General features: G+C 59.3%; 22 protein-coding genes and 3 pseudogenes. 8 read left to right on the forward strand and 17 right to left on the reverse strand.

Annotated features, from left to right (window positions below):
* Positions 1-22: 22 nt before the first annotated feature.
* From AC3WOG_RS22255 to dmpG, 9 genes and pseudogenes are all read right to left on the reverse strand, one after another.
* Complete coding sequence (locus AC3WOG_RS22255; RefSeq protein WP_492580112.1) at positions 23-1,039, reverse strand: SphA family protein; 1,017 nt, start codon at positions 1,037-1,039, stop codon at positions 23-25.
* Positions 1,040-1,559: 520 nt separating this feature from the next.
* Positions 1,560-2,513, reverse strand: a complete 954-nt coding sequence (locus AC3WOG_RS22260) for a LysR family transcriptional regulator (protein ID WP_492580113.1) — start codon at positions 2,511-2,513, stop codon at positions 1,560-1,562.
* 189 nt (positions 2,514-2,702) lie between these two features.
* A complete protein-coding gene (locus AC3WOG_RS22265; protein ID WP_172175147.1) occupies positions 2,703-3,395 on the reverse strand; it encodes a class II aldolase/adducin family protein in 693 nt (230 codons plus the stop codon).
* A 133-nt stretch (positions 3,396-3,528) separates the two neighbouring features.
* The gene (locus AC3WOG_RS22270; protein WP_492580114.1) at positions 3,529-4,491 is read right to left on the reverse strand and encodes a fumarylacetoacetate hydrolase family protein; all 963 of its coding nucleotides are present in this window, start codon (positions 4,489-4,491) and stop codon (positions 3,529-3,531) included.
* A gap of 44 nt (positions 4,492-4,535) precedes the next feature.
* On the reverse strand, positions 4,536-5,009 hold the full coding sequence (locus tag AC3WOG_RS22275; RefSeq protein ID WP_492580115.1) for a VOC family protein: 474 nt from the start codon (positions 5,007-5,009) through the stop codon (positions 4,536-4,538).
* Positions 5,010-5,086: 77 nt separating this feature from the next.
* Positions 5,087-6,097: a CDP-6-deoxy-delta-3,4-glucoseen reductase gene (locus AC3WOG_RS22280; protein ID WP_492580116.1), complete on the reverse strand. Its 1,011-nt coding sequence runs from the start codon at positions 6,095-6,097 to the stop codon at positions 5,087-5,089.
* A gap of 91 nt (positions 6,098-6,188) precedes the next feature.
* The gene (locus AC3WOG_RS22285) at positions 6,189-7,055 is read right to left on the reverse strand and encodes a VOC family protein (protein WP_492582405.1); all 867 of its coding nucleotides are present in this window, start codon (positions 7,053-7,055) and stop codon (positions 6,189-6,191) included.
* 73 nt (positions 7,056-7,128) lie between these two features.
* The gene (gene thmT / locus AC3WOG_RS22290; RefSeq protein WP_492580117.1) at positions 7,129-7,320 is read right to left on the reverse strand and encodes a 2-hydroxymuconate tautomerase; all 192 of its coding nucleotides are present in this window, start codon (positions 7,318-7,320) and stop codon (positions 7,129-7,131) included.
* A gap of 3 nt (positions 7,321-7,323) precedes the next feature.
* Positions 7,324-7,893 (reverse strand): annotated as a pseudogene (gene dmpG / locus AC3WOG_RS22295) (4-hydroxy-2-oxovalerate aldolase); the annotation flags it as partial.
* On the opposite strand from dmpG, the pseudogene AC3WOG_RS22300 reads away from it, so the two are divergent.
* Positions 7,883-8,098 (forward strand): annotated as a pseudogene (locus tag AC3WOG_RS22300) (acetaldehyde dehydrogenase (acetylating)); the annotation flags it as partial. The pseudogenes dmpG and AC3WOG_RS22300 sit on opposite strands and share 11 nt — an antisense overlap.
* A gap of 48 nt (positions 8,099-8,146) precedes the next feature.
* Here AC3WOG_RS22300 and AC3WOG_RS22305 read toward each other — a convergent pair.
* From AC3WOG_RS22305 to AC3WOG_RS22315, 3 genes are read right to left on the reverse strand one after another with little or no spacing between them, the layout of a single operon-like run.
* Positions 8,147-8,659, reverse strand: a complete 513-nt coding sequence (locus AC3WOG_RS22305) for an FAA hydrolase family protein (RefSeq protein ID WP_492580118.1) — start codon at positions 8,657-8,659, stop codon at positions 8,147-8,149.
* The gene (gene dmpE, locus AC3WOG_RS22310) at positions 8,644-9,453 is read right to left on the reverse strand and encodes a 2-oxopent-4-enoate hydratase (protein ID WP_492580119.1); all 810 of its coding nucleotides are present in this window, start codon (positions 9,451-9,453) and stop codon (positions 8,644-8,646) included. The genes AC3WOG_RS22305 and dmpE overlap by 16 nt, the downstream gene beginning before the upstream one ends.
* Before the next feature lie 8 nt (positions 9,454-9,461).
* Positions 9,462-10,916 carry a 2-hydroxymuconic semialdehyde dehydrogenase gene (locus AC3WOG_RS22315; RefSeq protein WP_492580120.1) on the reverse strand — a complete coding sequence of 485 codons (1,455 nt, stop codon included), beginning with the start codon at positions 10,914-10,916 and terminating at the stop codon, positions 9,462-9,464.
* 233 nt (positions 10,917-11,149) lie between these two features.
* Between AC3WOG_RS22315 and AC3WOG_RS22320 the strand changes: the two genes are divergently transcribed.
* The 3 genes from AC3WOG_RS22320 (at position 11,150) to AC3WOG_RS22330 (ending at position 12,762) form a co-directional block, all read left to right on the forward strand.
* On the forward strand, positions 11,150-11,560 hold the full coding sequence (locus AC3WOG_RS22320; protein WP_492580121.1) for a hypothetical protein: 411 nt from the start codon (positions 11,150-11,152) through the stop codon (positions 11,558-11,560).
* A gap of 68 nt (positions 11,561-11,628) precedes the next feature.
* A complete protein-coding gene (locus AC3WOG_RS22325; RefSeq protein ID WP_492582406.1) occupies positions 11,629-11,934 on the forward strand; it encodes a hypothetical protein in 306 nt (101 codons plus the stop codon).
* 213 nt (positions 11,935-12,147) lie between these two features.
* The gene (locus AC3WOG_RS22330; RefSeq protein WP_492580122.1) at positions 12,148-12,762 is read left to right on the forward strand and encodes a tyrosine-type recombinase/integrase; all 615 of its coding nucleotides are present in this window, start codon (positions 12,148-12,150) and stop codon (positions 12,760-12,762) included.
* Between the two features lie 151 nt (positions 12,763-12,913).
* Here AC3WOG_RS22330 and AC3WOG_RS22335 read toward each other — a convergent pair whose 3' ends face one another.
* Positions 12,914-14,005 carry an integrase core domain-containing protein gene (locus tag AC3WOG_RS22335; protein WP_492580123.1) on the reverse strand — a complete coding sequence of 364 codons (1,092 nt, stop codon included), beginning with the start codon at positions 14,003-14,005 and terminating at the stop codon, positions 12,914-12,916.
* 160 nt (positions 14,006-14,165) lie between these two features.
* On the opposite strand from AC3WOG_RS22335, the pseudogene AC3WOG_RS22340 reads away from it, so the two are divergent.
* From AC3WOG_RS22340 to kce, 4 genes and pseudogenes are all read left to right on the forward strand, one after another.
* Positions 14,166-14,291, forward strand: a pseudogene (locus tag AC3WOG_RS22340) (IS3-like element ISKpn18 family transposase); the annotation flags it as partial.
* Between the two features lie 632 nt (positions 14,292-14,923).
* Entirely contained in the window at positions 14,924-15,895 is a 972-nt protein-coding gene (locus AC3WOG_RS22345; RefSeq protein WP_492580124.1) for a fumarylacetoacetate hydrolase family protein, read from the forward strand.
* A 33-nt stretch (positions 15,896-15,928) separates the two neighbouring features.
* Entirely contained in the window at positions 15,929-16,969 is a 1,041-nt protein-coding gene (locus AC3WOG_RS22350; protein WP_492580125.1) for a VOC family protein, read from the forward strand.
* 14 nt (positions 16,970-16,983) lie between these two features.
* Positions 16,984-17,910, forward strand: coding sequence for a 3,5-dioxohexanoate:acetyl-CoA acetone transferase (gene kce / locus AC3WOG_RS22355; protein ID WP_492580126.1), 927 nt, complete (start codon positions 16,984-16,986; stop codon positions 17,908-17,910).
* 105 nt (positions 17,911-18,015) lie between these two features.
* Here kce and AC3WOG_RS22360 read toward each other — a convergent pair whose 3' ends face one another.
* The 4 genes from AC3WOG_RS22360 to AC3WOG_RS22375 all read right to left on the reverse strand — a co-directional run bounded on the left by AC3WOG_RS22360 (position 18,016) and on the right by AC3WOG_RS22375 (position 19,797).
* Positions 18,016-18,249 carry a hypothetical protein gene (locus AC3WOG_RS22360; protein ID WP_492580127.1) on the reverse strand — a complete coding sequence of 78 codons (234 nt, stop codon included), beginning with the start codon at positions 18,247-18,249 and terminating at the stop codon, positions 18,016-18,018.
* 27 nt (positions 18,250-18,276) lie between these two features.
* Positions 18,277-18,507 carry a hypothetical protein gene (locus tag AC3WOG_RS22365; protein ID WP_492580128.1) on the reverse strand — a complete coding sequence of 77 codons (231 nt, stop codon included), beginning with the start codon at positions 18,505-18,507 and terminating at the stop codon, positions 18,277-18,279.
* A gap of 32 nt (positions 18,508-18,539) precedes the next feature.
* Positions 18,540-18,758: a helix-turn-helix domain-containing protein gene (locus AC3WOG_RS22370; protein ID WP_492580129.1), complete on the reverse strand. Its 219-nt coding sequence runs from the start codon at positions 18,756-18,758 to the stop codon at positions 18,540-18,542.
* A 91-nt stretch (positions 18,759-18,849) separates the two neighbouring features.
* On the reverse strand, positions 18,850-19,797 hold the full coding sequence (locus tag AC3WOG_RS22375; protein ID WP_492580130.1) for a LysR family transcriptional regulator: 948 nt from the start codon (positions 19,795-19,797) through the stop codon (positions 18,850-18,852).
* Positions 19,798-20,246: the final 449 nt, after the last annotated feature.

Below are 20,246 nucleotides of genomic sequence, written 5' to 3' on the forward strand. Positions count from 1 at the left end.
TCCGTTATACTAAATAGTAAAACTAAAACTTGGCAGCGGCTTGCAACCAGATTCGGTCTCCCCTCGACCGGTTGCGCACGAATGCCTCGTGTTGCCACTTGACCACAACCCCCCAGGTCTTTCCGCCTTGAAACTTCACGAAGGGACCTATCGAAAGCACTTGTCCTTTATTGCCGTCGACAGGAGCGATACCACCACCTTGCTTGTCGTTCGTGATCTGCCGATAAACATACCCACTTACACCAAGCTGCCAGGTTCGATTGATGTTGTAGGCGGCGTCATAGTCGAGGTTGAGTTCCTGTCCTGACGTGTAGTCAGTCGCGTCGTTGCGAAAATTGAACAGGTAGATCGCCTTGCCGTTGAATTCCCAACGGTCTCCAGCAAACACCGTGAATGCATACCACGGACCAACCGACCAGTAATGCCGGCTGGGATTGAACAACCGTGACTTGTCGTAGTCGCCAGTCGGCGCAAAGATATCCAGCCCCGCGATCTGGTGCAGCGACGTGCCATGCCATCCCAACAACAACGGCGATAGCGTGAGATCACCGAAGCCGGAGGCCCGTCCACTCCGGTAGAGCGGGCCTCTGGGCGTCATCGCGTTGAACTCCACATTTCCGTTGATGTACGGGAGTGCGATCCGCGATTCGACGTCCGCGCCAAGGAACTTGATCCTCGGATAGACTAAGTCGACGCGTATCGATGCCGCCTGGACGTGAAGATTGAAATTCTCGATTCCAGACTTGTCGTCACCATGCTGATCGAGCGTGTGCGCAGCATTGTAGTTGGACAGATACACGTAGCCGTACAGGCCCGGTGGCGGCATCATTCCGGACCATACTGTGTTCACCCCCGGCGCATAGGACGAGCCTCCGCCCTCAGTCGCGCCGAGCGGCGACGCAAAGCACACTGCGACGGCCAGGACAATTCCCAAAGGCCTTGTCGCCTGGAGAGCGCCTTTGTAGATCGCGCCGAAGCGAATCTCTGCGCGCTGCTCACGAATATTGACGGAGTGCCTCCAACGCCGCACCGGTTTCATGTCGTCTCCTGGTTGTTCGAGTACGGACGCATCTCAAACGACGCCGTCCTTCATTCGCAGGAACGTTACCGCGCGGGGCGAAAACCTCGCCAACTATCTTTCCTTATACGCACTATCAGCAATCCAAATTACATAGAAACTCAACCTCCCGTACTATTATCAGCAAGCTTCACGGCATCGAAGAAAGCAATTTCCCGTCAACAGCTCACACCATCACCCTCGAGAGATTGAATCGTCGCCCACGGATTCTTCAGTCTCAATCGATAAGCTGCATTCGACTCATAGCGCACTCCGTATTTGCATGCGCCACGACGATCTCCTACAGTTTCGATCGACGACTTCGATCCCCGGCAAGCATCGGCCCAACATCGAGGCTCTCTGTTTAACACGGCACTATCATCACTCTACGATTCCATGTGAAACGAGGGTCACGATCGCGTACGTACCGGTTCTGCCACGCCCCTCGCCACGGGTCCCCTGCTATTCCGCACGACAGCGCAGCGCCATACGCCAAACAACCTCAGTCTCCCATTTCCGAATAGTCAGTACCGAGCTTACGCAGAAGGCCCGCTACATATGCATCAGAAAATTCACTCTGTATCAGTGTCCGCAGCCACACAAGTTTGGGTTCGTGATGATACTTTCGGTGCCAATACTGCTTGAGATCGTAGTCGGGTAGTTCGAGCGGCAGCGACATCACCCGAAGCCCAAACTGCTGGGCAAATATTTTGGCCACGATGAGCGGCGCGACCGCGATCAGATCCGATTCCGCGAGGATCCGCGGAATACTCATGTAGTGCGACGTGGTCAGAACGATGTTGCGCTGGATCTTTTTGTTCGACAACGACTCTTCGAACATCTCACTGGTCCGGCTGCCATCCCTCACGTCGACGTGACCGGCATTGACGAACGCGTCGAGTGTCATGCGGTCTCCGGCTATCGCATGTCCTTGCCTGACCAAACATACGAGTCGGTGAGAAAAAAGCCGCTGCTGATAAATGTCGGCAGACACCAGATCAGGATAGAAGCCGATCGCCAGATTCACCTTTCCGTTCAGGAGGCTCTCCTGCAGGTCCTGCGGCGCCAGCGATAGAGATCGCATTCGAATCAGCGGAGCGCGCTGATTCGTCACCGATACCAGATGGGGTAGAAATACATATTCAGCGATCGCGGTCATGCACAGCACGAACTCATCCGTTGCGTGTAGCGGCTCGAACGTCTGGCTCGACAAGATATCCTGATCGATCGAAGTCAGCACTTCCTTGACCTTCTCGATGATACTCAGCGTTCGCGGCGTCGGCTCCATCCCTCCCGGTGTTCTCACAAAGAGTGGGTCGTTGAACGCATCGCGCAACCGCGCCAAGGCCGCGCTGGCCGCAGGCTGGCTGACACTCAACAACGTGGCCGCCGAGGTGATGTTGCGCGTCTCATAGACGGCAACCAACACTCGGAGGAGATTCAAATCCAGTTTCATAGTTTGCTTGCGTCAAAGCCGACGGACAGGCATCTCCGTCGGCTTTGACCACGGCTGCCGGTCTAACCACACAGAGTACGGTGTTGCATCGCCGGCCACAACCCGCACTATCTCCTATTGATATGCTTGCTGTGGGATCTGCCGCTCGACCAACTCGGCACGTTTCTTCGACGAACGTGTTCACTTCGCTCAGACCGACTCCGGATCACCTGAGGTCATGTATTCCCACATGCGCTCGATGATTCCACCACCCCGAACTGCACGTTCGGTCGCCTCGGCCTCGGTCAACACACACGCTTCGGTCGCGAGGCCCGCCATACGCAGTTGCAACTCCACGCGTGCGGCATCTTCCAGATAGCGGCTCAACACGACCGCCTCCTTTAGCGAAGCCGCCGCAACGACCGCGCCGTTGCCTCGCATCACGACAACGTTACCTGCTCCGATTGTTTCAGCAATGCCGCGCGCGCGCTCGTCGGTTCTAGCCAATCGGACGTCATCCCAAAGCGGAATCGACTCTGGAAAGTAGGCGCCGAAGCCGTGCCTCCGACGAGGCGTACATCTCGCAGCGGAAAGCGTCATCAGATCGCCCGGTGTCGTACGAGCGATTCCCGAAACGTCCGGCCGCGACCGGTAGATGGCTTGATGAATGCGCACTTCACCGAGGACCCCCGCTGGAAGGGGTTCATCGATAGCGACGATTGTACCGTTGTCGTTCGGCACAATTAGAGCCATCGGCTTTGCCGTACAAACCAGAAACCAATCGTGACCGATCCTCACACTGCAGTGGCCATACGCGTGCACGAGCCCGGCGCGCGCCAATGCACGAGCCGCAACTCGCACCTCTCGTTGGAATGCCGTATCTATGGAGTCGTCTACTGTCATACCGATGTCCAAGGCCCTCTTCGCGAGATGAGCGAATGGACCTGACTTACACGAAGATCTCGACTTCAATCGCCGCACGCGCGGCGCGTCGATTGCCGGGAACACGCCACGAGGTTGCGTGGCGTGTTCGCTATTAGACGAACGATTGGGTCATTTCCCCAATCTTCTCGATCCACATCTTGACTACGTCACCGCTCTTCAAAAACTCGCCCCGCGCCGCCCCGACACCCGCAGGCGTTCCCGTGAGAATGATGTCCCCCGGCTCGAGCGTCGTGCGAGTGCTCAGGAATGCGATCTGCTCGGCAACACTGAAAATCATCGAGCTCGTCGATCCAGACTGGCGGATCTCGCCGTTCAGCCAGAGTTTCATTCCCAAGGCTTGCGGATCGCCCACGAACTCCGCCGGACTGATCCACGGGCCGATCGGACAACTGCGATCGAAACACTTGTGGGATACCCAATCGAATCGGAACGGCGATTGTTCGGAAAAATTGGTGCGTCTCAGGCCATCTCGCGCCGACAAATCGTTGGCGACGGTATAGCCGGCGACATAATCAAGCGCCTCAGCTGCCGTGACATTCCGAGCGCGGCGTCCAATGACGGCGGCAAGTTCGATCTCGTAGTCGACGGACTTCGCGTAGGCCGGCAACTCGATCGTGGCGCCCGGATTGGCAATCACGCTACGTGTCGGCGATTTGACGAAGAACCACGGATTGCCGCCGTTCTCACGCGGGCTCGCTTCAGCCGGCAAGTTGAACGCTCGTCGCATCTCTTCGACATGGTCCGAGAAGTTGGCTCCCGCGCCGAACACGACATTGGGAAACAGAATCGGCGCGAGCAAAGTCACATCGTTGACGGCGACGCCCATCCCGGCGGCAGAGTCGGATTGCGCAACCCGAGCCGCAACCTTTTCCAGCATCGGTCGAAACGCGTCCCACTCACCCAGCAGATCGATGACCGCCAACGTTTTGAATTGCGTCTCGCCTACCTCACTCAAGGCCGAGGCGGCATCGAACACTCGTCCGTCGATCAAGATGCCAGCACGGGCTTCCCCGTTGTCGCTCTCGTAGGTGAGCAGCTTGTATTCAGTTTTCATGGGATCGTCCTCTTCACATTCTCTATACAGCGTTGTATGACCAATCAGAACAGATCGCCGAAATCGAAGAGGTCCTCATCCTGGAAGTTGCCTTCGTAATACTCGACTTCCCACCAGTTGTAATCCATGTCTTCGAGATAGAACGAGTACACACCGTGCTGCAATGCCGGCTCGGTGATTTGCCGAATCTTGTACTTATCCTTCAACTCGACCGTCTTGGCGTAGGCGGCGTCCACCTCTTCCTTGCTGGTGACATCGAGTCCCCAGTGATTCAGGAACGGCACCGGCTCGATCTCGTCACCGATCTCGACGCAGAAGATGTGGAACTTCATGCCAAGGCGCACGGCGAAGGAACGGGGGCCGTGACGCACCGTTTCCAGACCGAGGAACTCCTTGTAGAACTTGCGGGTTTCGTTGATTTCACGACATGCGAGGGTGCCATGACCCAGAACGTAAGGCTTGACGATCGAATCCCCGTTGCTCACGGGAACGGTGGTGACCTCAGGAATTTGCGGCATCGTACACTCCGGTATCCGAAAAAAGGCGCATATGAACAAGCCGGTGCCCCGGCCTTTCAAACGACGTGGTGTGGGGTTCAGACGAAGGAGTCGGCAAAGAACTCGTTCGCCGGCAGCTTGCATTGCTCGACAAAGTCCTTTCTCGCGGCATTCACCATGGCCGGCGTTCCGCATGCGTACACCTGGTGCCCCGAGAGATCCGGAAGGTCCTCCATCACTGCCTGATGCACAAAGCCGCGCCGACCTTCCCATTCGCATTCCGGTGTTGCATTCGAAACGACCGGTACAAACCGGATGTGGTCGTACTCTTCCTGCCAACGCTTCGCGATATCCATCATGTAGATGTCGCGCCGCGTCCGTCCACCCCAGTAGAGTGTGACCGGTCGCCGAATACCGTGAAGGTTCATGTAATCGATGATCGACTTGATCGGTGCAAATCCGGTCCCGCCTGCGAGGAATACGATCGGTTTGTCGGAGTCTTCGCGCAGGAAAAACGTGCCGAACGGACCTTCGAGCTTCAGCATGTCGTTTTCCTTCATCGCACCGAAAACGTGGCCCGTAAACATGCCCCCGGGCGAATGCCTGATATGAAGTTCGAGGTGCGTCAGGTCGTCATGACGGGGTGCGACTGCGACCGAGTAGCTACGGCGCTGTCCGTCCTTCAGCAGTACCTCGATGTACTGTCCCGGCATGAAGTAGAGCGTGTAGTTCATCGGGATTCTCAAGCGGACGACCATCACATCCGGTGCTGCTCGCTCCGCGTGAACGACACGGCAGGGAAAAGTCATCGCCTTGACCGAAGCAACTCCGTCGAGCTCGCGCAATTCCACGACCAGGTCAGTCAGCGGTTTCGCCACGCACATCAGTGCGTAGCCTGCCTTGCGATCACTCTCCGGCAGCACGCCCGGAATGATCGGACCGTAGTCGACAGATCCCTCGAGAATCTTCCCGCGACACGTCGCGCATCCTCCAGCACGGCAGCTATAGGGCATCAGCAGACCCGCATCCATCCCAGCCTTCAGTACGGTCTTGCCGTCCGCCACTTCGAAGGTATGTCCGGTCGGTTCCAGTCGAACGTTGTAACTCATGATTTCGTTTCGCATTTCAAATTGTGTGCCGCCACGAGGACCCCGGATCGGCGTACTCGTCGACGCGTTAACGGCGCGTCGCCAGTGAAGATCAGCTCTCGAATCCCGCGATCCCGGTCGGTTTCGACCCCAGGATGCAGTACGATCGCGGTTCGATCGGAAACTGTCGTGGGCGATGTGTCTTCTCTTCTTCTTCCGTGAAGATCCGCACACCACACGAGTACTCGAACGTCATTCCGTCCGGGCCCGCGAAGTAGAGGAAGTACGCGCCGGAAGTCGCGTGCCGCCCAGGCCCAAAGCGAATCTCGACACCTTTCTCCTTCAGGAAGTAATAGGCGCGCAGGATGTCGTCGATCGATTCGACCTGGTGATTGATGTGCTGTACGCCGCCATGGTTGGACGGAAAGAGCGCCAGCGTGTGATGAACCGGATTGATTCTCAGAAGCGCTGCATCACCGATCCGGTCGCTGACTTTGGCACCTGCAATCTCGGTCCAGAACTGTTCGTCGCGCTTCGGGTCACTGCTGTACAGCCCCACATGACTGAAACCCGTGATACCCGCGTCGCGCGACGAAAAATGGCGTCGGCCGCTGTCATCCGGACGCAGCACGAGATCGAAGTGTGTGCCCGAAGGATCCGTGAAATGGACGAAATCGTACACGCGCCGCTGTTCGCATTCCTCACTGGTACCCGAACGGACCCGATAGCCGCTGTCTTCGAGCAGGTCGGCGGCTTTCTTGAGGCGGCCCTTCGACGCAACCTCAAATCCCACCGTCTGCTCCTTCGGGTCTCCCTCGAAATAGCAAAGCGTATGGTCCCGGCTGTCGGAACGCAGGTAGAGCGATTTCCCCTCGCGCCGGATCGCTTCCATTCCGAGGATCTTCGTCGCGTACTCCTCCGCTTGATCCAGGTTCGCTGTACCCAGACGCACATAGCGGATGTCGTGTAGATCAAGCATCGTCTCCTCCTTTATGCATGATCTGATGTCTGATTCGATATGCTCCAAGGCATATCGCATAGCTACGTGTCGCTTACCGTCCCAGTGCCTTGGCACTGACTCCGGCGATCCCCCAGTTGGTCTTGGGAACGTCGAGGATCCAGACACGAATGTTCTCTTTGGGTGCGCCGACCGCGTCACTGAGCGCCTGTGTAACCTTTTCGATTACCGCCGCCTTTTGTTCCTCGGTTCGACCTTCGACCAGATAGATTTGGGCGAATGGCATTATTTAACCCTCCTGCCCCGCGACCGACGATGCGACCTTGAGCAGACCGCGATCCTTTGCCAACGTCAGCGCGGTATCCTCGATCATGTCTTCCTGCCCGCCCACCATCTTTTTCCGGGCCAGCTCTAGCAGAATGTCGCGTGAGGGCACGCCATATCGCGCAGCGGCTCGTTTGGCGAACAACAGGAACGTGGAGTACACGCCGGCGTACCCGATCGTGAACGAATCGCGATCGACGCGAATCATCTGATCCATCATCGGGACCACGATGTCCTCTGCGACATCGACCAGCTTGAACACATCGACGCCCGTTTCGATGCCCATGCGCTCGCAGACACCAGCGAACACTTCCAGCGGGGTGTTGCCGGCGCCGGCTCCGAGACCGCCGACGGAACCGTCGATACGGCTCGCACCTTCCTCGATCGCCGCGATCGAGTTCGCGATGCCCATGCCGAGGTTGTGATGGCCGTGAAAGCCGATCTCGGTTTCCGGCTTCAGCACCGCGCGCAGCGCGCGGACGCGGGCACGGACGTCATCCGGAAGCATGTAACCCGCCGAATCGGTGACATACACGGTCTGTGTCAAGTGCGCATTGATCGGGTCCGGCAATATCGGCACGGACCTGATCTACAAGATTGCGCGTAGTCCGGTACTGGAGCCCGTCTGGATGGTGGGTATCGATCCTGGATCCGAGGGGCTCGCACGCGCCCGTGAGCTCGGCCTGAAGACGACCGCGGAAGGCATCGACGGGCTGCTGCCCCATGTGGAACGTGATGGAGAAGAACGGCGAAATCGTCGCCGTGGCCGCGGCGGCTGCGGTACTGGGTCATCCAGCCGAGCGGGCAGAAGAGCAGTTGTCGGCGATCACGCTCGCCAGGTCGAACTTGAAGGCCGCATATCGCGAGTCGATGATCTCGACGGCAGGTAATACGTAGTCAGTCGCCTCGAGCACCATTTCCGCAGTGCAGCCAGGACCTTGCAGATCCTTCGCGGTGACGAAGGCAACCTCGCATTCGACACGGGGATGCACTAGGTCGGCCGTCGAGATCGCCGAGCTTTCGGGACGCGCCATTGCGTTCGTCAAGAAGCCGATACACGGCTGATCGACACCCATCTGCTTCATCTTGGCCCGCGAGGTCAGCCCTGCCTTCCACCCCACAAGACGCTGACCATCCGCGAGATAACGGCGTCGCAATTCCGCCTGGACCGCATAGCCGTCGGCTACGGTCAGATCGGGCCATTGATCAGTCAGCTTGGCGATCGCACGCGCTTCGCGCTGCGCGCTCTCGACTTGGTCCGCGAGCTGAGCGATCACACTCTCTTTCAATGCGCCTGCCATACGGCCTCCTTTCGCATCACAGTCATCCGGCAGCTACCAAGGCCACCGATCGTGCACACGAACTCGTCGCCGTCAGCGACCGGGATCAGTGCCGACTGGGAACCGGACAGAATCACTTCGCCCGCCTTGAACGGAATGCCGAGTGCGCCCAACGTATTCGCGAGCCAGGCGACAGCATTTGCGGGCCCGCCCTGTACCGCCGCACCCGCCCCAGTCGCGCACACGTCGCCGTTCTTCTCGAGCACCATGCCTGCGAGCGTGATGTCCAGCTTGCGTGGGTCGCCGCGCGTGTTCCCCAATACGAAAACACCGCACGATGCGTTGTCCGCAACCGTGTCCTGGATCTTGATCTTCCAGTCATCGATTCGTGAGTCGACGATCTCGAAGCAAGGCACGACGTAGTCGGTCGCCCGGATCACGTCCATTGCCGTGATCCCCGGACCGTTCAGGTCTTCCTTCAGCACGAACGCCAGTTCAGCTTCGACGAATGGCTGGATGAGACCGGAGAGGTCGATCGCGTCGCCTTCGCGATGAGCCATTCCGGAGGTCAGTTGCCCGAAGTCGGGTTGATGGACGCCGAGTCGCTCCTGCACCGGCTTACTCGTCGCGCCGATCTTTTTCCCGATGATGGTTTCGCCGGCCAAAACGCGACGCTCGACCATATGCCGCTGGATGCGGTACGCATCCTCGATCGTCAACGTCGGGTCGCGATCCGTCAGCGGTGCCACCGGCGTGCGCGTCACCAGCGCGTCGTACAGCTCGTCTCCGTAACGCCGAATTTTTTCACTGCTCATGATCGACCTCACAGCTTCACGCAGATATTGCGTGTTTCGGTATAAAACTCGAGAGAATGCACGCCACCTTCGCGGCCGATCCCCGATTGCTTCGCTCCGCCGAACGGCGTGCGCAAGTCGCGTAGGAACCAGCTGTTGATCCAGCAGATTCCGACATCGATCCGGGCTGCCATCCGGTGCGCGCGAGAGAGGTTTTGTGTCCAGATCGTGGTCGAAAGGCCGCACTCGCTGTCGTTAGCAAGCCCGATCACCTCGCCCTCGCTGTCGAACGGCCGAATATGGCAGCACGGTCCAAAAATCTCCTCCCGCACGACGGCAGAGGTCTCGGGCAAGCCAGTCCAGATGGTCGGCTGCACCCAGGCACCACTCGCCAGATCGGCCGGCAGACCGGGAATGCCGCCGCCGGTCACCAACGTGGCACCGTCCGCTCGCGCCCGCTCGTAGTACGACAGGACCTTCTTTCGATGCTCCTGACTGATCAACGGGCCATAGGTGGCGCCCGGATCACTCGGCCGACCGTACTTGACCGACTCCGCGCGCGCCTTCAGCGCATTGACGAAGCGGTCGAAGATCGGGCGCTCGACATAGACACGTTCGGTACCGAGGCAGATCTGACCGGAGTTGAGGAATGCGGCGCGATAGATGCCTTCGACAGCGGCATCGAAATCCGCATCGGCAAACACGATGCCCGCATTCTTGCCACCCAGCTCGAACGAAACGTCGCGAATGCCTTCCGCGGCAGATTTCATGATCGCGGCGCCAGTGCGCGTCTCGCCCGTGAACGTGATCGCATCGATGCCCGGATGGCTGGCAAGCCATTCGCCTGCGGAATCCGGCCCGAAGCCGTTGACAACGTTGTAGACGCCTCGCGGCACGCCAACGACGTTCATCACTTCGCCCAGAAGATTCGCGGTAGCGGGCGTCTCTTCCGACGGCTTGACGACGACGGTATTGCCGCACGCGAGCGCAGGAGCAACCTTCCAGGTCATGAGCATGAAGGGCGCGTTCCACGGGCAGATCACCGCGATCGCACCCTTCGGTACTCGAATCGCATAGTTGATCGCGCCTCGTCCATCCGGCGTCGCCGTCTGAAACGACTCGGACGATACGGTCTTGATGGTCTCCGCGAATGCCCGGAAATTGGCCGCGCCACGGGGGATGAACACGTGCTCCATCACATGACGGTGTTGTCCCGTGTCAGCCATTTCGGCCTCCACGAAATCGTCGAAGCGACGCGTGATTTCGTCGGCGACGCCATAGAGCAAATCCACACGTTGCTCGGTACTGAGATTTCCCCATTCGCCATTCAACGCACCACGAGCCGCATTGACTGCTGCGTCGACATGGCGTTGACTGGCTTCGGACACGGAGTACAGCACCGTGTTATCGACAGGCGATCGTTTGGTGAAAGTCTGGCCGCCGGCCGTCTCAACAAACTCGCCATTGATGAAGTTGTGGACCACAAACAGCTCCTCTCTTTATATCTGCACGACAACCTGGATTCACGCTCCCTGATGGGGTTGACGTATCGACCAAGGTGAACTCATTGTGGATATTCGCGAGCCGTTGGGGAAACTTTCATTCTTTATATCGACTATTCACGAAGCCGATTTGGATTCACCCGTTGCCCTATGAACAAGTCGCGCAGGCACGGCGTCAATCACTGACACCATGCACTTCGTCGGCTCGGCTGGGCATGGTCCTGATCAGCCGGCACTCTGGTGCGCGCATGGAGCGGCACTGGCACCTGGCGGCGTGCGCCTTCATCGGCGCCGCGAGCCTGGTGATGGTGTCCGCGACCACCTCCAGCCCGACGCGGGCACTGGCGGCCCTGGCACTGACGACGGCGACGATTTTCGCGTGCATGCCCGTGTTCTGCGCGATTCCCACGGCCTACCTGTCCGGCAGCGCGGCGGCGGGCGGCATCGCGGTCATCAACAGCTTGGCGCCGCCCGGCGGCTTCGTCAGCCCGGCCATCATCGGCTGGGCCAAGACCACCACCGGCAGCTTCACGAGCGGGCTCTACGTCATGGCCGCCTTGCTGGTCGCGGGTGGCTTGGCGGTGCTCCTGGGGATGCCGGCGCGTACCTTGCAGGAAACACGTTAACTTCTGGATGGCCCGGATGTCTGTTGATTACAAGTATCGAGGACCTGTGCCAGCGTGCGCAGCGGCGCGTGCCCCGCATGATGTTCTACGACTATGTCGATACGGGCTCATGGACCGAATCCAGCTACCGGGCCAACGCCCAGGATTTCGATCTGATCAGGTTCTGGCAGCGGGTCGCAATGAGCATCGAAAACCGCTCGCTGGCCAGCTTCATGGCCACGCGTTCACGGTATGTCTGCTATCACTCCGTGAGCGGCCAATCCTCGATCTTCACTGAATGGCTCAGAAGGGTCGGGAGCGTGAGTTCGCTGATGCAGGAAGCTGCCGTCCGACTGCTCGATGCCCCCACTGTCAGCAATCCACCAAATTGCTGACGTAGAACCCAGCGCATCTCAATGTCGGCAATGGCCGAAATTTACCCGTGGGTTCACGGGCAGGATTTTGGTGCGGACCAGCCGTTCGCGGGACGGATTCGAAAGATGGTGGCAATAGTTGGCTGCGTGTAAGCCTCGGGCAATTCCACCCAAGAACCGGCGTCGAGGCCGGGTACCACAATTGAACTCCCATCATCCCTGTGGGAGTCTGCCATGAAGACCGAACAAACCCGTGAGGCGTGGAACAAAGGCAAACTCGTCGGCCAGAAGCCACCTCTGAGGCCCAAAGACGTCTGGGCTATCCGGATCTACCTTCAGAACGCTCATGCTGTCCGCGACCTCGCCCTGTTCAACCTTGCAATCGACAGCAAGCTCCGCGGTTGTGATCTGGTCAATCTGCAAGTCCGCGATGTTACGCACGGCAATCAAGTCTTGGCGCGGGCGCAAATCATTCAGCGAAAGACTCAACGCCCGGTCCAGTTTGAGCTCACCGAGTCGACCCGGAAGGCGGTCGGAGCATGGATTGAGAAGGCTGTCTTGAAGCCTGATCAGTATCTCTTCCCAAGTCGACTATCGGTGTCACCACATCTTTCAACCCGGCAGTACGCGCGGATGATACGTCGATGGGTGGATGCGGCGGGACTTGATCCGACAGCCTACGGTACACATTCGATGCGCCGTACCAAGGCAACCCTGATTTACAAACGCACGAAGAATCTCAGGGCCGTCCAGTTGTTGCTCGGACATAGCAAGATTGAAAGCACGATCCGATACCTGGGCATTGAAGTCGATGACGCGCTTGAGATTTCGGAGCAGACTGAAATCTAGAGCGGCCTGCGCTGGCCGCGCGAAACGATGAACCGTCCGGGTTCGTGCGGCCGCCTTCGGGTGCTGGGCGAATCCGGGCCAGTTGTTGCCGATCGTCGATCCTTCTACGCCGTTACGCGAACGGCCGGTCCTGTGGTCCGCAAAATCCAGATCAGGTGCCAACGGTTAACAGTGAATACTCGTGGTGCAGCCCGCCGAGAATCGGTTTGGCGCGCACAACAAGGCACCGGTCGACATGGTGACCGGAATTCTCATGGGGAGGCAGTGCAGGATCGGCCGGCGGATCAGGGACACCCTGTCCCAAAGACATATGAGGACGCCCGCGGTTGTAATGCGCCGTCCAGCTTTTCAGGATCGATCTGAGATGCGACGCTGAGAGCGGGATCAGCCAGTTCAGGCACTCGCGCCGGATTGTGCCGATGACCCGCTCGCAGATCGCATTGGCCGTCGGCGTCCGGGGTGGTGACTTCAGCACGGTCAGCCCGAGTCGGCTGATGGAATCGTCCAGATGCTTCGCAAAGATGCTATCGCGATCATGGAGGAGGTACCGGTAGCAGTTCCCGAAACCGGTTGCTTCCCGCAGTTGCTGCAGCGTCCAGGCTGCCGTAGGGTGAGGTGTCACGTTCACATGCACCAGCCGGCGCGACGCATGCTCGATCACCACGAACACGTAGAGCTGGCGCAAGGTCGCGGTGACGACCAGGAAGAAGTCGCATGCAACGATCGCATCGGCGTGATTGCGCAGGAAGGTCGACCAGCGCTGATCGCCACGCTGCAGACCCGGCGCGCGCCGGGGCATGTACTTCCTGACCGTCTGTGGCGAAACCCGCAGCCCGAATTTCAGCAGAAGTTCGTTGGCAATGCGCTCTTCGCCCCAGAGCAGATTTTCGGCCGCCAGCCTCCGGATCAACTGGCGCAGCTCCAATGGAATCGGCGGGCGCCCCAGACGTGATCTGAAACGCCACAACAACCGGAAGCCGGCGCGGTGCCAACGAATGAGCGTCTCGGGACGTACCACCACGAGCGCTGCGCGCCAGTCGAACAGCCGGGACAGCAAGGTCAGACCGATCCGCATAGCCGCATCGACGCGGTGTGGCTTCATGCCGCGCTCCTGATATAACGCGAGCTGGCGGCGCAGGAAAAGGTTTTCGGCCGCCAGGGCACCGCTTGGACGAAGCAGCAGGACGGCGAATCGGCACACGTCCGATAGCAGTTGAACAACAATCCTGATGAGCGCAATCATGTGTTCATCATGTCATATGCGATGCGGCGCCGCTGAACACCCTCGCCCTGTCTTGATCGAGTTTTTGCGGAGGACAGGTGGGCAACCCGCTCCCACCCCTGAAGCGCGCCGCTTTGCGTTCAGAAAAATGACGAACCAACTTGACATTTAGAAGGGCGTCCGGGGCAGCCAGTATGCGAGCGATGAATACCAGACATTGCTCAGGCAGCATCACGTGGTTTGCAGCATGAGCCGCAAGGGAAATTATTGGGATAACTCGGTGATGGAGCGGTTCTTCCTGAACCTGCTAGGCGGTCCGTCGCGGCGGCGAAGCCCTTCGCTTCCGCAACAGTACAGAAGGCTCGAAGGCTCATCAGAGTGTCCATGGATCATCAACTTTTAGGAAACGGCGCATCAATAAAGTGCATGTTGATTGCGATATCGGAGAGCCTGTAAATTGAAAACCTGACGCTCCCGAGGGCCGGCATATTTTATGTGCAAAATGGTTCGCAATCGTGGCGCTCTGGAAAAAGGAACTCAAATGGGCATCTCCAATATGGCAAAGGCAATGTCGGTAGCGCGCTCGCACATGGGCTAGAGGAGCTACAGAGAAGGTTGCCCGGCGCCAGAATCGTAACTCGTTGCTTGCGACGACACAAAGGCGAAAGACGCCGCTCCGCAGCTGCCCGGCCCTTCGGTTTTGATGCGATTGACGCGGGGCCATTAGCCAACGCACGCCGCTGCAGCGCTGCGCGAGCATCTCGGCCCGTCGCCGTGAGCAAGCGACTAGCGTTGCTCGAGGAATCCTCGAACGCCCACCTGAGCGCGCTCCTGTTCCGTAATTCCCAACCGTCGAACATTGAGATGAATACGTCAACGCCCGGTCGATCCAGCTAATACGTATTCCTACCCATAAATTATCTGAAGAAAGTACCCAAAATGGCTGAATCCCTATTGCGCTATCAAGATGCCGGATCCTTTCGCTGGGGGCGCCTGGTCGGCGATGCGCCTCGCAGCGCGTCGGATACGATCGAGGTGGCGCCTCTTCTGACGAATGCCCAAAAGACCAGCGAGCTGCTCAATGCCTTGTCGAGCGGGACCGTGCATGAGGAACCTCCTTTCCGGCTGCCAGCCTCTAGTCTGCTGAGCCCGGTAACGAGCGATGGTCAGCTCGTCTGCCAAGGCCTCAACTATGCCGAGCATTCGGGCGAATCGGGTCATCACCTACGGCGGCAGAACCTGTTCTTCATGAAGGCGAGTTCAAGCCTCACTGGCCCCTATGCCGACATCGTGCGTCCTCGGGAGGTGGAGCTGCTCGACTATGAGGTCGAGATAGGCGTGGTGATGCGGCGCGCGGTCACGGGAGCCTGCAAAGTGACCGACGAAACGATTGGCGACTATGTGGCCGGCGTCGTGTTGTGCAACGACGTTTCCGCGCGCGACACGATGTTCGGGGCGTCCTTTCTCCAATGGTTTCAGGGCAAGAGCTATCGCGGTTTCTGCCCCGCAGGTCCCATCCTGCTCGCGTTGGACCCCGACGAGGTGGCGGAGACGCTGAACGCACTCGAGATTACGCTCGACTGGGGGAATACGCAGCGGCAGTCGGCGCGCTCCGATCAGCTCATCTTCCGTCCCGCCGAGACGATCACCCAGCTGTCGGAGATCATGGATCTCGCGCCCGGGGACATGATCCTGACCGGCACCCCGGGCGGGGTTCTCGCGAAGGGTTCGCCTATGGTAGTCGACATCCTGGCCGCCCACCTCATGGCCGACGAGACGCGTCGCGACGCGCTTCGGGCTGAGATGACAGCGCGCACGACCTTCCTGCAACCGGGCGACGTTTTACGGCTGACGATGCGCGATACGCGCAGCGGTAAGCTGATCGGCGGCCAAGAAACCCGCATTGTCTGAGATGTTCGCGAACCATATGAGAGGATCCATCCAGTGAACAGCCTGCTCCGTCATCAAGATCCGATCCTGCATGCCGATCGGCTGACTCATGTCGTCTTCAACCGGCGCGATCCCGATGCGATGGACCGCTTCCTGCGCGATTTCGGCTTCGTGTCGCTGGAGACGAGCGGCAGGAGCCGCCATTATCGCGGCTATGGGAAAGCACCGTTCTGCGTCGAGGTGATCCCGGCTGATGAGGACAGCTTTGTCGGCTTCGCGCTAGTGGCGAAGGATGTCGCCGATCTGAAACGCCTGGCTCAAATCGAGGGCGTGGCGATCGAACCCAACGATGGTCCCGGCGGCGGGTTGCGCGTTCGCCTGACCGATCCGGACGGGCGGCGTGTCGATCTGCTGGCTGAGATAGCTGAACTTGACCCCCTACCGATCCGCGCGCCGTTCGTGAGCATCAACACGCCCAACCGGAACGTGCGCGTGAATGCGCCGATACGCTCGTCCGCGGAACCGTCGCCGGTGCTGCGGATGGGCCATGTCGTGCTGCAGACCCCCGACTTCCAGCGAACCGCCGAATGGTACATGCACCGTTTTGGCTTCATCGCCTCGGATCTTTGCACGGTCGCAGACGGAACGCCGGCGCTCGGCTTTTTCCGGCTCGACCGCGGCGACACGCCTGCCGATCACCATAGCCTCGCATTCCTCGCCGGCCCCGCGCCCGCGGTCCTTCACGTATCTACCGAGACGATCGACATCGACGCCGTCGGACAGGGCCAGCAACATCTGCGCGCCCGGGGTTGGACCCACGCCTGGGGCACCGGCCGGCATGTCCTTGGCAGCCAATTCTTCGACTATTGGAAGGATCCCGCCGGAGATGAGTGGGAGCACTATGCGGACGGCGATCTCATGACCGCCGACTATCCGACGGGTCAACACCCGCTCGCCCGCGGCGGGCTTTGGGCCTGGGGCGACGATCTGCCCGAATCCTTGCGACCGCCCGGCCCGCTGCCGGAAGGGGCGCCCCCCTTTTCCCGCGCAGTGGTCGATGCGCTGTTGACGCCGCCACGCCCCTGGATGCGCTGAAGGAGAGAGAACAGATGTCCAAGGTCATTATCAGCTGTGCCATCACCGGCTCCGTCCACACTCCGTCGATGAGCCCCTATCTGCCGATCACACCCGACGAGATCGCGACGCAGGCAATCGAGGCAGCGGAGGCCGGAGCGTCGGTGCTCCATCTCCATGCCCGCGATCCGGATACCGGCAAGCCCTCGGCGGACCCAGCGTTGTTCATGCAGTTTCTGCCACGGATCAAGGAGTCGACCGACGCGATCGTGAATATCACGACCGGCGGCGGCCAGGGCATGAGCCTCGACGATCGGCTGGCGGCCGCGGAACGCGCGTCGCCAGAACTCGCATCGCTCAACATGGGCTCGATGAACTTCGGCATGTACCCGATGCTGGGTCGCTACAAGACCTTCAAACACGACTGGGAACCGACCTATCTCGAATCGTCGCGCGACTGGATCTTTCGCAACACGTTCAAGGATATCGAGCAGGTGCTGGAGCGGCTGGGCCAGCGCCACGGCACCCGGTTCGAGTTCGAGTGCTATGACACAGGGCACCTCTACACGCTCGCCCATTTTCTCGATCGCAAGCTGGTGACGCCACCGCTCTTCGTGCAGTCGATCTTTGGGCTGCTGGGAGGCCAGGGCGCCGATACCGAGAACCTGTTCCACGCCAGGCGCATCGCCGACAAGTTGTTCGGCGACGACTATCGCTGGTCGGTCATGGCCGCCGGGCGGCACCAGATGCCCTTCCTCACCATGGGCGCCATCAACGGTGGCAATGTCCGAGTGGGCCTGGAGGACTCGCTGTTCACCCGCAAGGGGCGGCTCGCCGAGTCCAATGCCGAGCAGGTGCGGCTGATCCGCTCAATCCTCGAGCCGCTTTCGCTCGAGGTGGCGACCCCGACCGAGGCGCGTCAAATCCTGGCGCTCAAGGGGAGCGATAACGTCGGCTTCTAGCCGCGATGAAACGAGCACACCGCTTCGCGCCGGCGTTCGGATCGGTGATCTCGACGCGATCACGGCTACGACAAAATTCCATTTAAGGCAATGGAGCGGAAGGGATCAGCCCGATTTGGCCCGCTTCCGCTTTATGGTAGGGCTCGCCGCGCGCTTGGTTCGGGCCGAATCACCGCCTCGTTCCGACAACAATCGAATACCGGTCTCGACATCGAGCGTCGGGTCGAATTTGGTGGCAGCGCGGAACCCACCGATGATCAGCTCGATCGTGGCCTCGATCAGTACGTCGATCTTCTGGATCCGGCCCTCCTGGAGCCAGCGGACGCTGAGCTGATCCATTCCCGATGCCGCCGTACGGATCGCCAGTCACAGCGGTTGGGATTTCTGAGAGAAGCCGACCAGTTTGAGCGCCCACCGTTCCATTTCGACGCGATGACGATCCAAAATGGGCCATGCCTCGGGGTCAGCTGCCATGGCGTTTGAGCCGCGCATATAGTCAAGCAACAATGTTTCGTTATCCGAAATATTCTGAAAATGATCGAGAAGAAGCTGCCGTATCTCATCGCAAGGCGGCAGGTTCGGATCGGGAACGCTCAAGTCGAATAGCCGGCGCGAGATTTCATGCAACGCTATCGAGATAGACCACGCTTGGTGCCGAAATGGTGGAACATCAGGCCATGGGTCACGCCGGCACGTTCTGCGATCTCACCGACCTGCACATCGTCGAAAGGCCGGTCCGCGAATAGCTCGACGGCGGCTTCAAGCATCCGTTGCCGGGTGGACAGCCCCTTCTTGCGTTGACCCGATTGTGGTGGTTCGAGAGCCAGCGTTGGTTTCCGAGATGCCATGATGGGCTCGCCTCAGGTAATGGAAAATGATCCATGGTTACCCTCATGTTTGCAACGCTGGATGCCGGTGTCGTTGTTGGCTTGCGTAAATCTATTCGGCGTCGTTGTAGGGATCGCTCCTCGGGCCGTGAGATTCGCGCCTGGCGGTCCTAAAAGGACCGCCGAGACCCGCACCATCCACAAGGAATTCGATGAAAAGCCGAACCTTGGCGGATAAGTATTTTCGGCTGGGATACACGGCGAAGATGCTTCTTCTTATCTGAGCGCTCTCTGGAAAGAGGATTTCTAGCCGCCCATCCGCAACCTCTTGCTCAATCATCCATCTGGGCAGAAATACAATACCCATCCCCTCAATTGCGGCAAGTTGAAGCATAGTATCGTTGCTGCTTTCCATCACCGACCTGAAACCAACGGTCTCAGGACCGTTCGGCCCTTCAATGATTACATGCTGATAGTCGCGCATCGCGTTGTAGCGCAGCAAGGCATGGCCATTCAGATCGCTGATTCTCGATGGGCGGCCCACACGATCGAGGTAAGTCGGCGCAGCTGCGAGCTGAAACGACACATCGCCGAGACGACGCGCCACTAGACTGGGATCCAGCGACATCGGATCGACTGTTCGAAGTGCGAGGTCGAGCCCATCTTCGACGAGATTAGCGATCCTCCCGGTGAGATCGATGTCAAAGACGACGTCTGGATATCGACTACTAAACTTGGCGACCATCCGTGCGAAATTCGTGTTGGCGAACCATACGGGTGCGCTGAACCTTAAAGTTCCCCTAGGGACGACCGTAACATTAGCCATCGCCGCCTCGACTTCGTCCAGCCCGTCCAATAGCGCCTTTGCCTGTTGAAAATAGAGTACGCCGGCTTCTGTCAGGCTGACATGACGGCTGGTGCGATGTAGCAGCCGAGTCGCAAGCTTTCCCTCTAAATGTATGACATGTTTGCTAGTCATCGCTGGCGAGATGCCTAGGCGGTCCGCCGCGGCGGCGAAGCCCTTCGCTTCCGCAACAGTACTGAAGACTCGAAGGCTCATCAGAGTGTCCATGGATCATCAACTTTTAGGAAACGGCGCATCAATAAAGTGCATGTTGATTGCGATATCGGAGAGCCTGTAAATTGAAAACCTGACGCTCCCGAGGGCCGGCATATTTTATGTGCAAAATGGTTCGCAATCGTGGCGCTCTGGAAAAGGAACTCAAATGGGCATCTCCAATATGGCAAAGGCAATGTCGGTAGCGCGCTCGCACGTGGGCTAGAGGAGCTACAGAGAAGCTTGCCCGGCGCCCGAATCGTAACTCGTTGCTTGCGACGACACAAAGACGAAAGACGCTGCTCCGCAGCTGCCCGGCCCTTCGGTTTTGATGCGATTGACGCGGGGCCATTAGCCAACGCACGCTTGCTTGAACCGGTCGGCTTCCTCCATCCAGCACATCGCCGTGCGTCGTGAGAGTCTTTTCAACAAACACCTCTCCGCCACGGCGG

The organism is Paraburkholderia sp. FW306-02-B (assembly GCF_058782725.1).

What these genes read in the sequence shown, in the direction of transcription:
- AC3WOG_RS22255 (WP_492580112.1), bottom strand. Translation starts at nt 1,039, where the DNA reads ATGAAACCGGTGCGGCGTTGGAGGCACTCCGTCAATATTCGTGAGCAG.
- AC3WOG_RS22260 (WP_492580113.1), bottom strand. Translation starts at nt 2,513, where the DNA reads ATGAAACTGGATTTGAATCTCCTCCGAGTGTTGGTTGCCGTCTATGAG.
- AC3WOG_RS22265 (WP_172175147.1), bottom strand. Translation starts at nt 3,395, where the DNA reads ATGACAGTAGACGACTCCATAGATACGGCATTCCAACGAGAGGTGCGA.
- AC3WOG_RS22270 (WP_492580114.1), bottom strand. Translation starts at nt 4,491, where the DNA reads ATGAAAACTGAATACAAGCTGCTCACCTACGAGAGCGACAACGGGGAA.
- AC3WOG_RS22275 (WP_492580115.1), bottom strand. Translation starts at nt 5,009, where the DNA reads ATGCCGCAAATTCCTGAGGTCACCACCGTTCCCGTGAGCAACGGGGAT.
- AC3WOG_RS22280 (WP_492580116.1), bottom strand. Translation starts at nt 6,097, where the DNA reads ATGAGTTACAACGTTCGACTGGAACCGACCGGACATACCTTCGAAGTG.
- AC3WOG_RS22285 (WP_492582405.1), bottom strand. Translation starts at nt 7,055, where the DNA reads ATGCTTGATCTACACGACATCCGCTATGTGCGTCTGGGTACAGCGAAC.
- thmT (WP_492580117.1), bottom strand. Translation starts at nt 7,320, where the DNA reads ATGCCATTCGCCCAAATCTATCTGGTCGAAGGTCGAACCGAGGAACAA.
- AC3WOG_RS22305 (WP_492580118.1), bottom strand. Translation starts at nt 8,659, where the DNA reads ATGGCAGGCGCATTGAAAGAGAGTGTGATCGCTCAGCTCGCGGACCAA.
- dmpE (WP_492580119.1), bottom strand. Translation starts at nt 9,453, where the DNA reads ATGAGCAGTGAAAAAATTCGGCGTTACGGAGACGAGCTGTACGACGCG.
- AC3WOG_RS22320 (WP_492580121.1), top strand. Translation starts at nt 11,150, where the DNA reads ATGGTCCTGATCAGCCGGCACTCTGGTGCGCGCATGGAGCGGCACTGG.
- AC3WOG_RS22330 (WP_492580122.1), top strand. Translation starts at nt 12,148, where the DNA reads ATGAAGACCGAACAAACCCGTGAGGCGTGGAACAAAGGCAAACTCGTC.
- AC3WOG_RS22335 (WP_492580123.1), bottom strand. Translation starts at nt 14,005, where the DNA reads ATGATTGCGCTCATCAGGATTGTTGTTCAACTGCTATCGGACGTGTGC.
- AC3WOG_RS22345 (WP_492580124.1), top strand. Translation starts at nt 14,924, where the DNA reads ATGGCTGAATCCCTATTGCGCTATCAAGATGCCGGATCCTTTCGCTGG.
- kce (WP_492580126.1), top strand. Translation starts at nt 16,984, where the DNA reads ATGTCCAAGGTCATTATCAGCTGTGCCATCACCGGCTCCGTCCACACT.
- AC3WOG_RS22360 (WP_492580127.1), bottom strand. Translation starts at nt 18,249, where the DNA reads ATGGATCAGCTCAGCGTCCGCTGGCTCCAGGAGGGCCGGATCCAGAAG.
- AC3WOG_RS22370 (WP_492580129.1), bottom strand. Translation starts at nt 18,758, where the DNA reads ATGGCATCTCGGAAACCAACGCTGGCTCTCGAACCACCACAATCGGGT.
- AC3WOG_RS22375 (WP_492580130.1), bottom strand. Translation starts at nt 19,797, where the DNA reads ATGAGCCTTCGAGTCTTCAGTACTGTTGCGGAAGCGAAGGGCTTCGCC.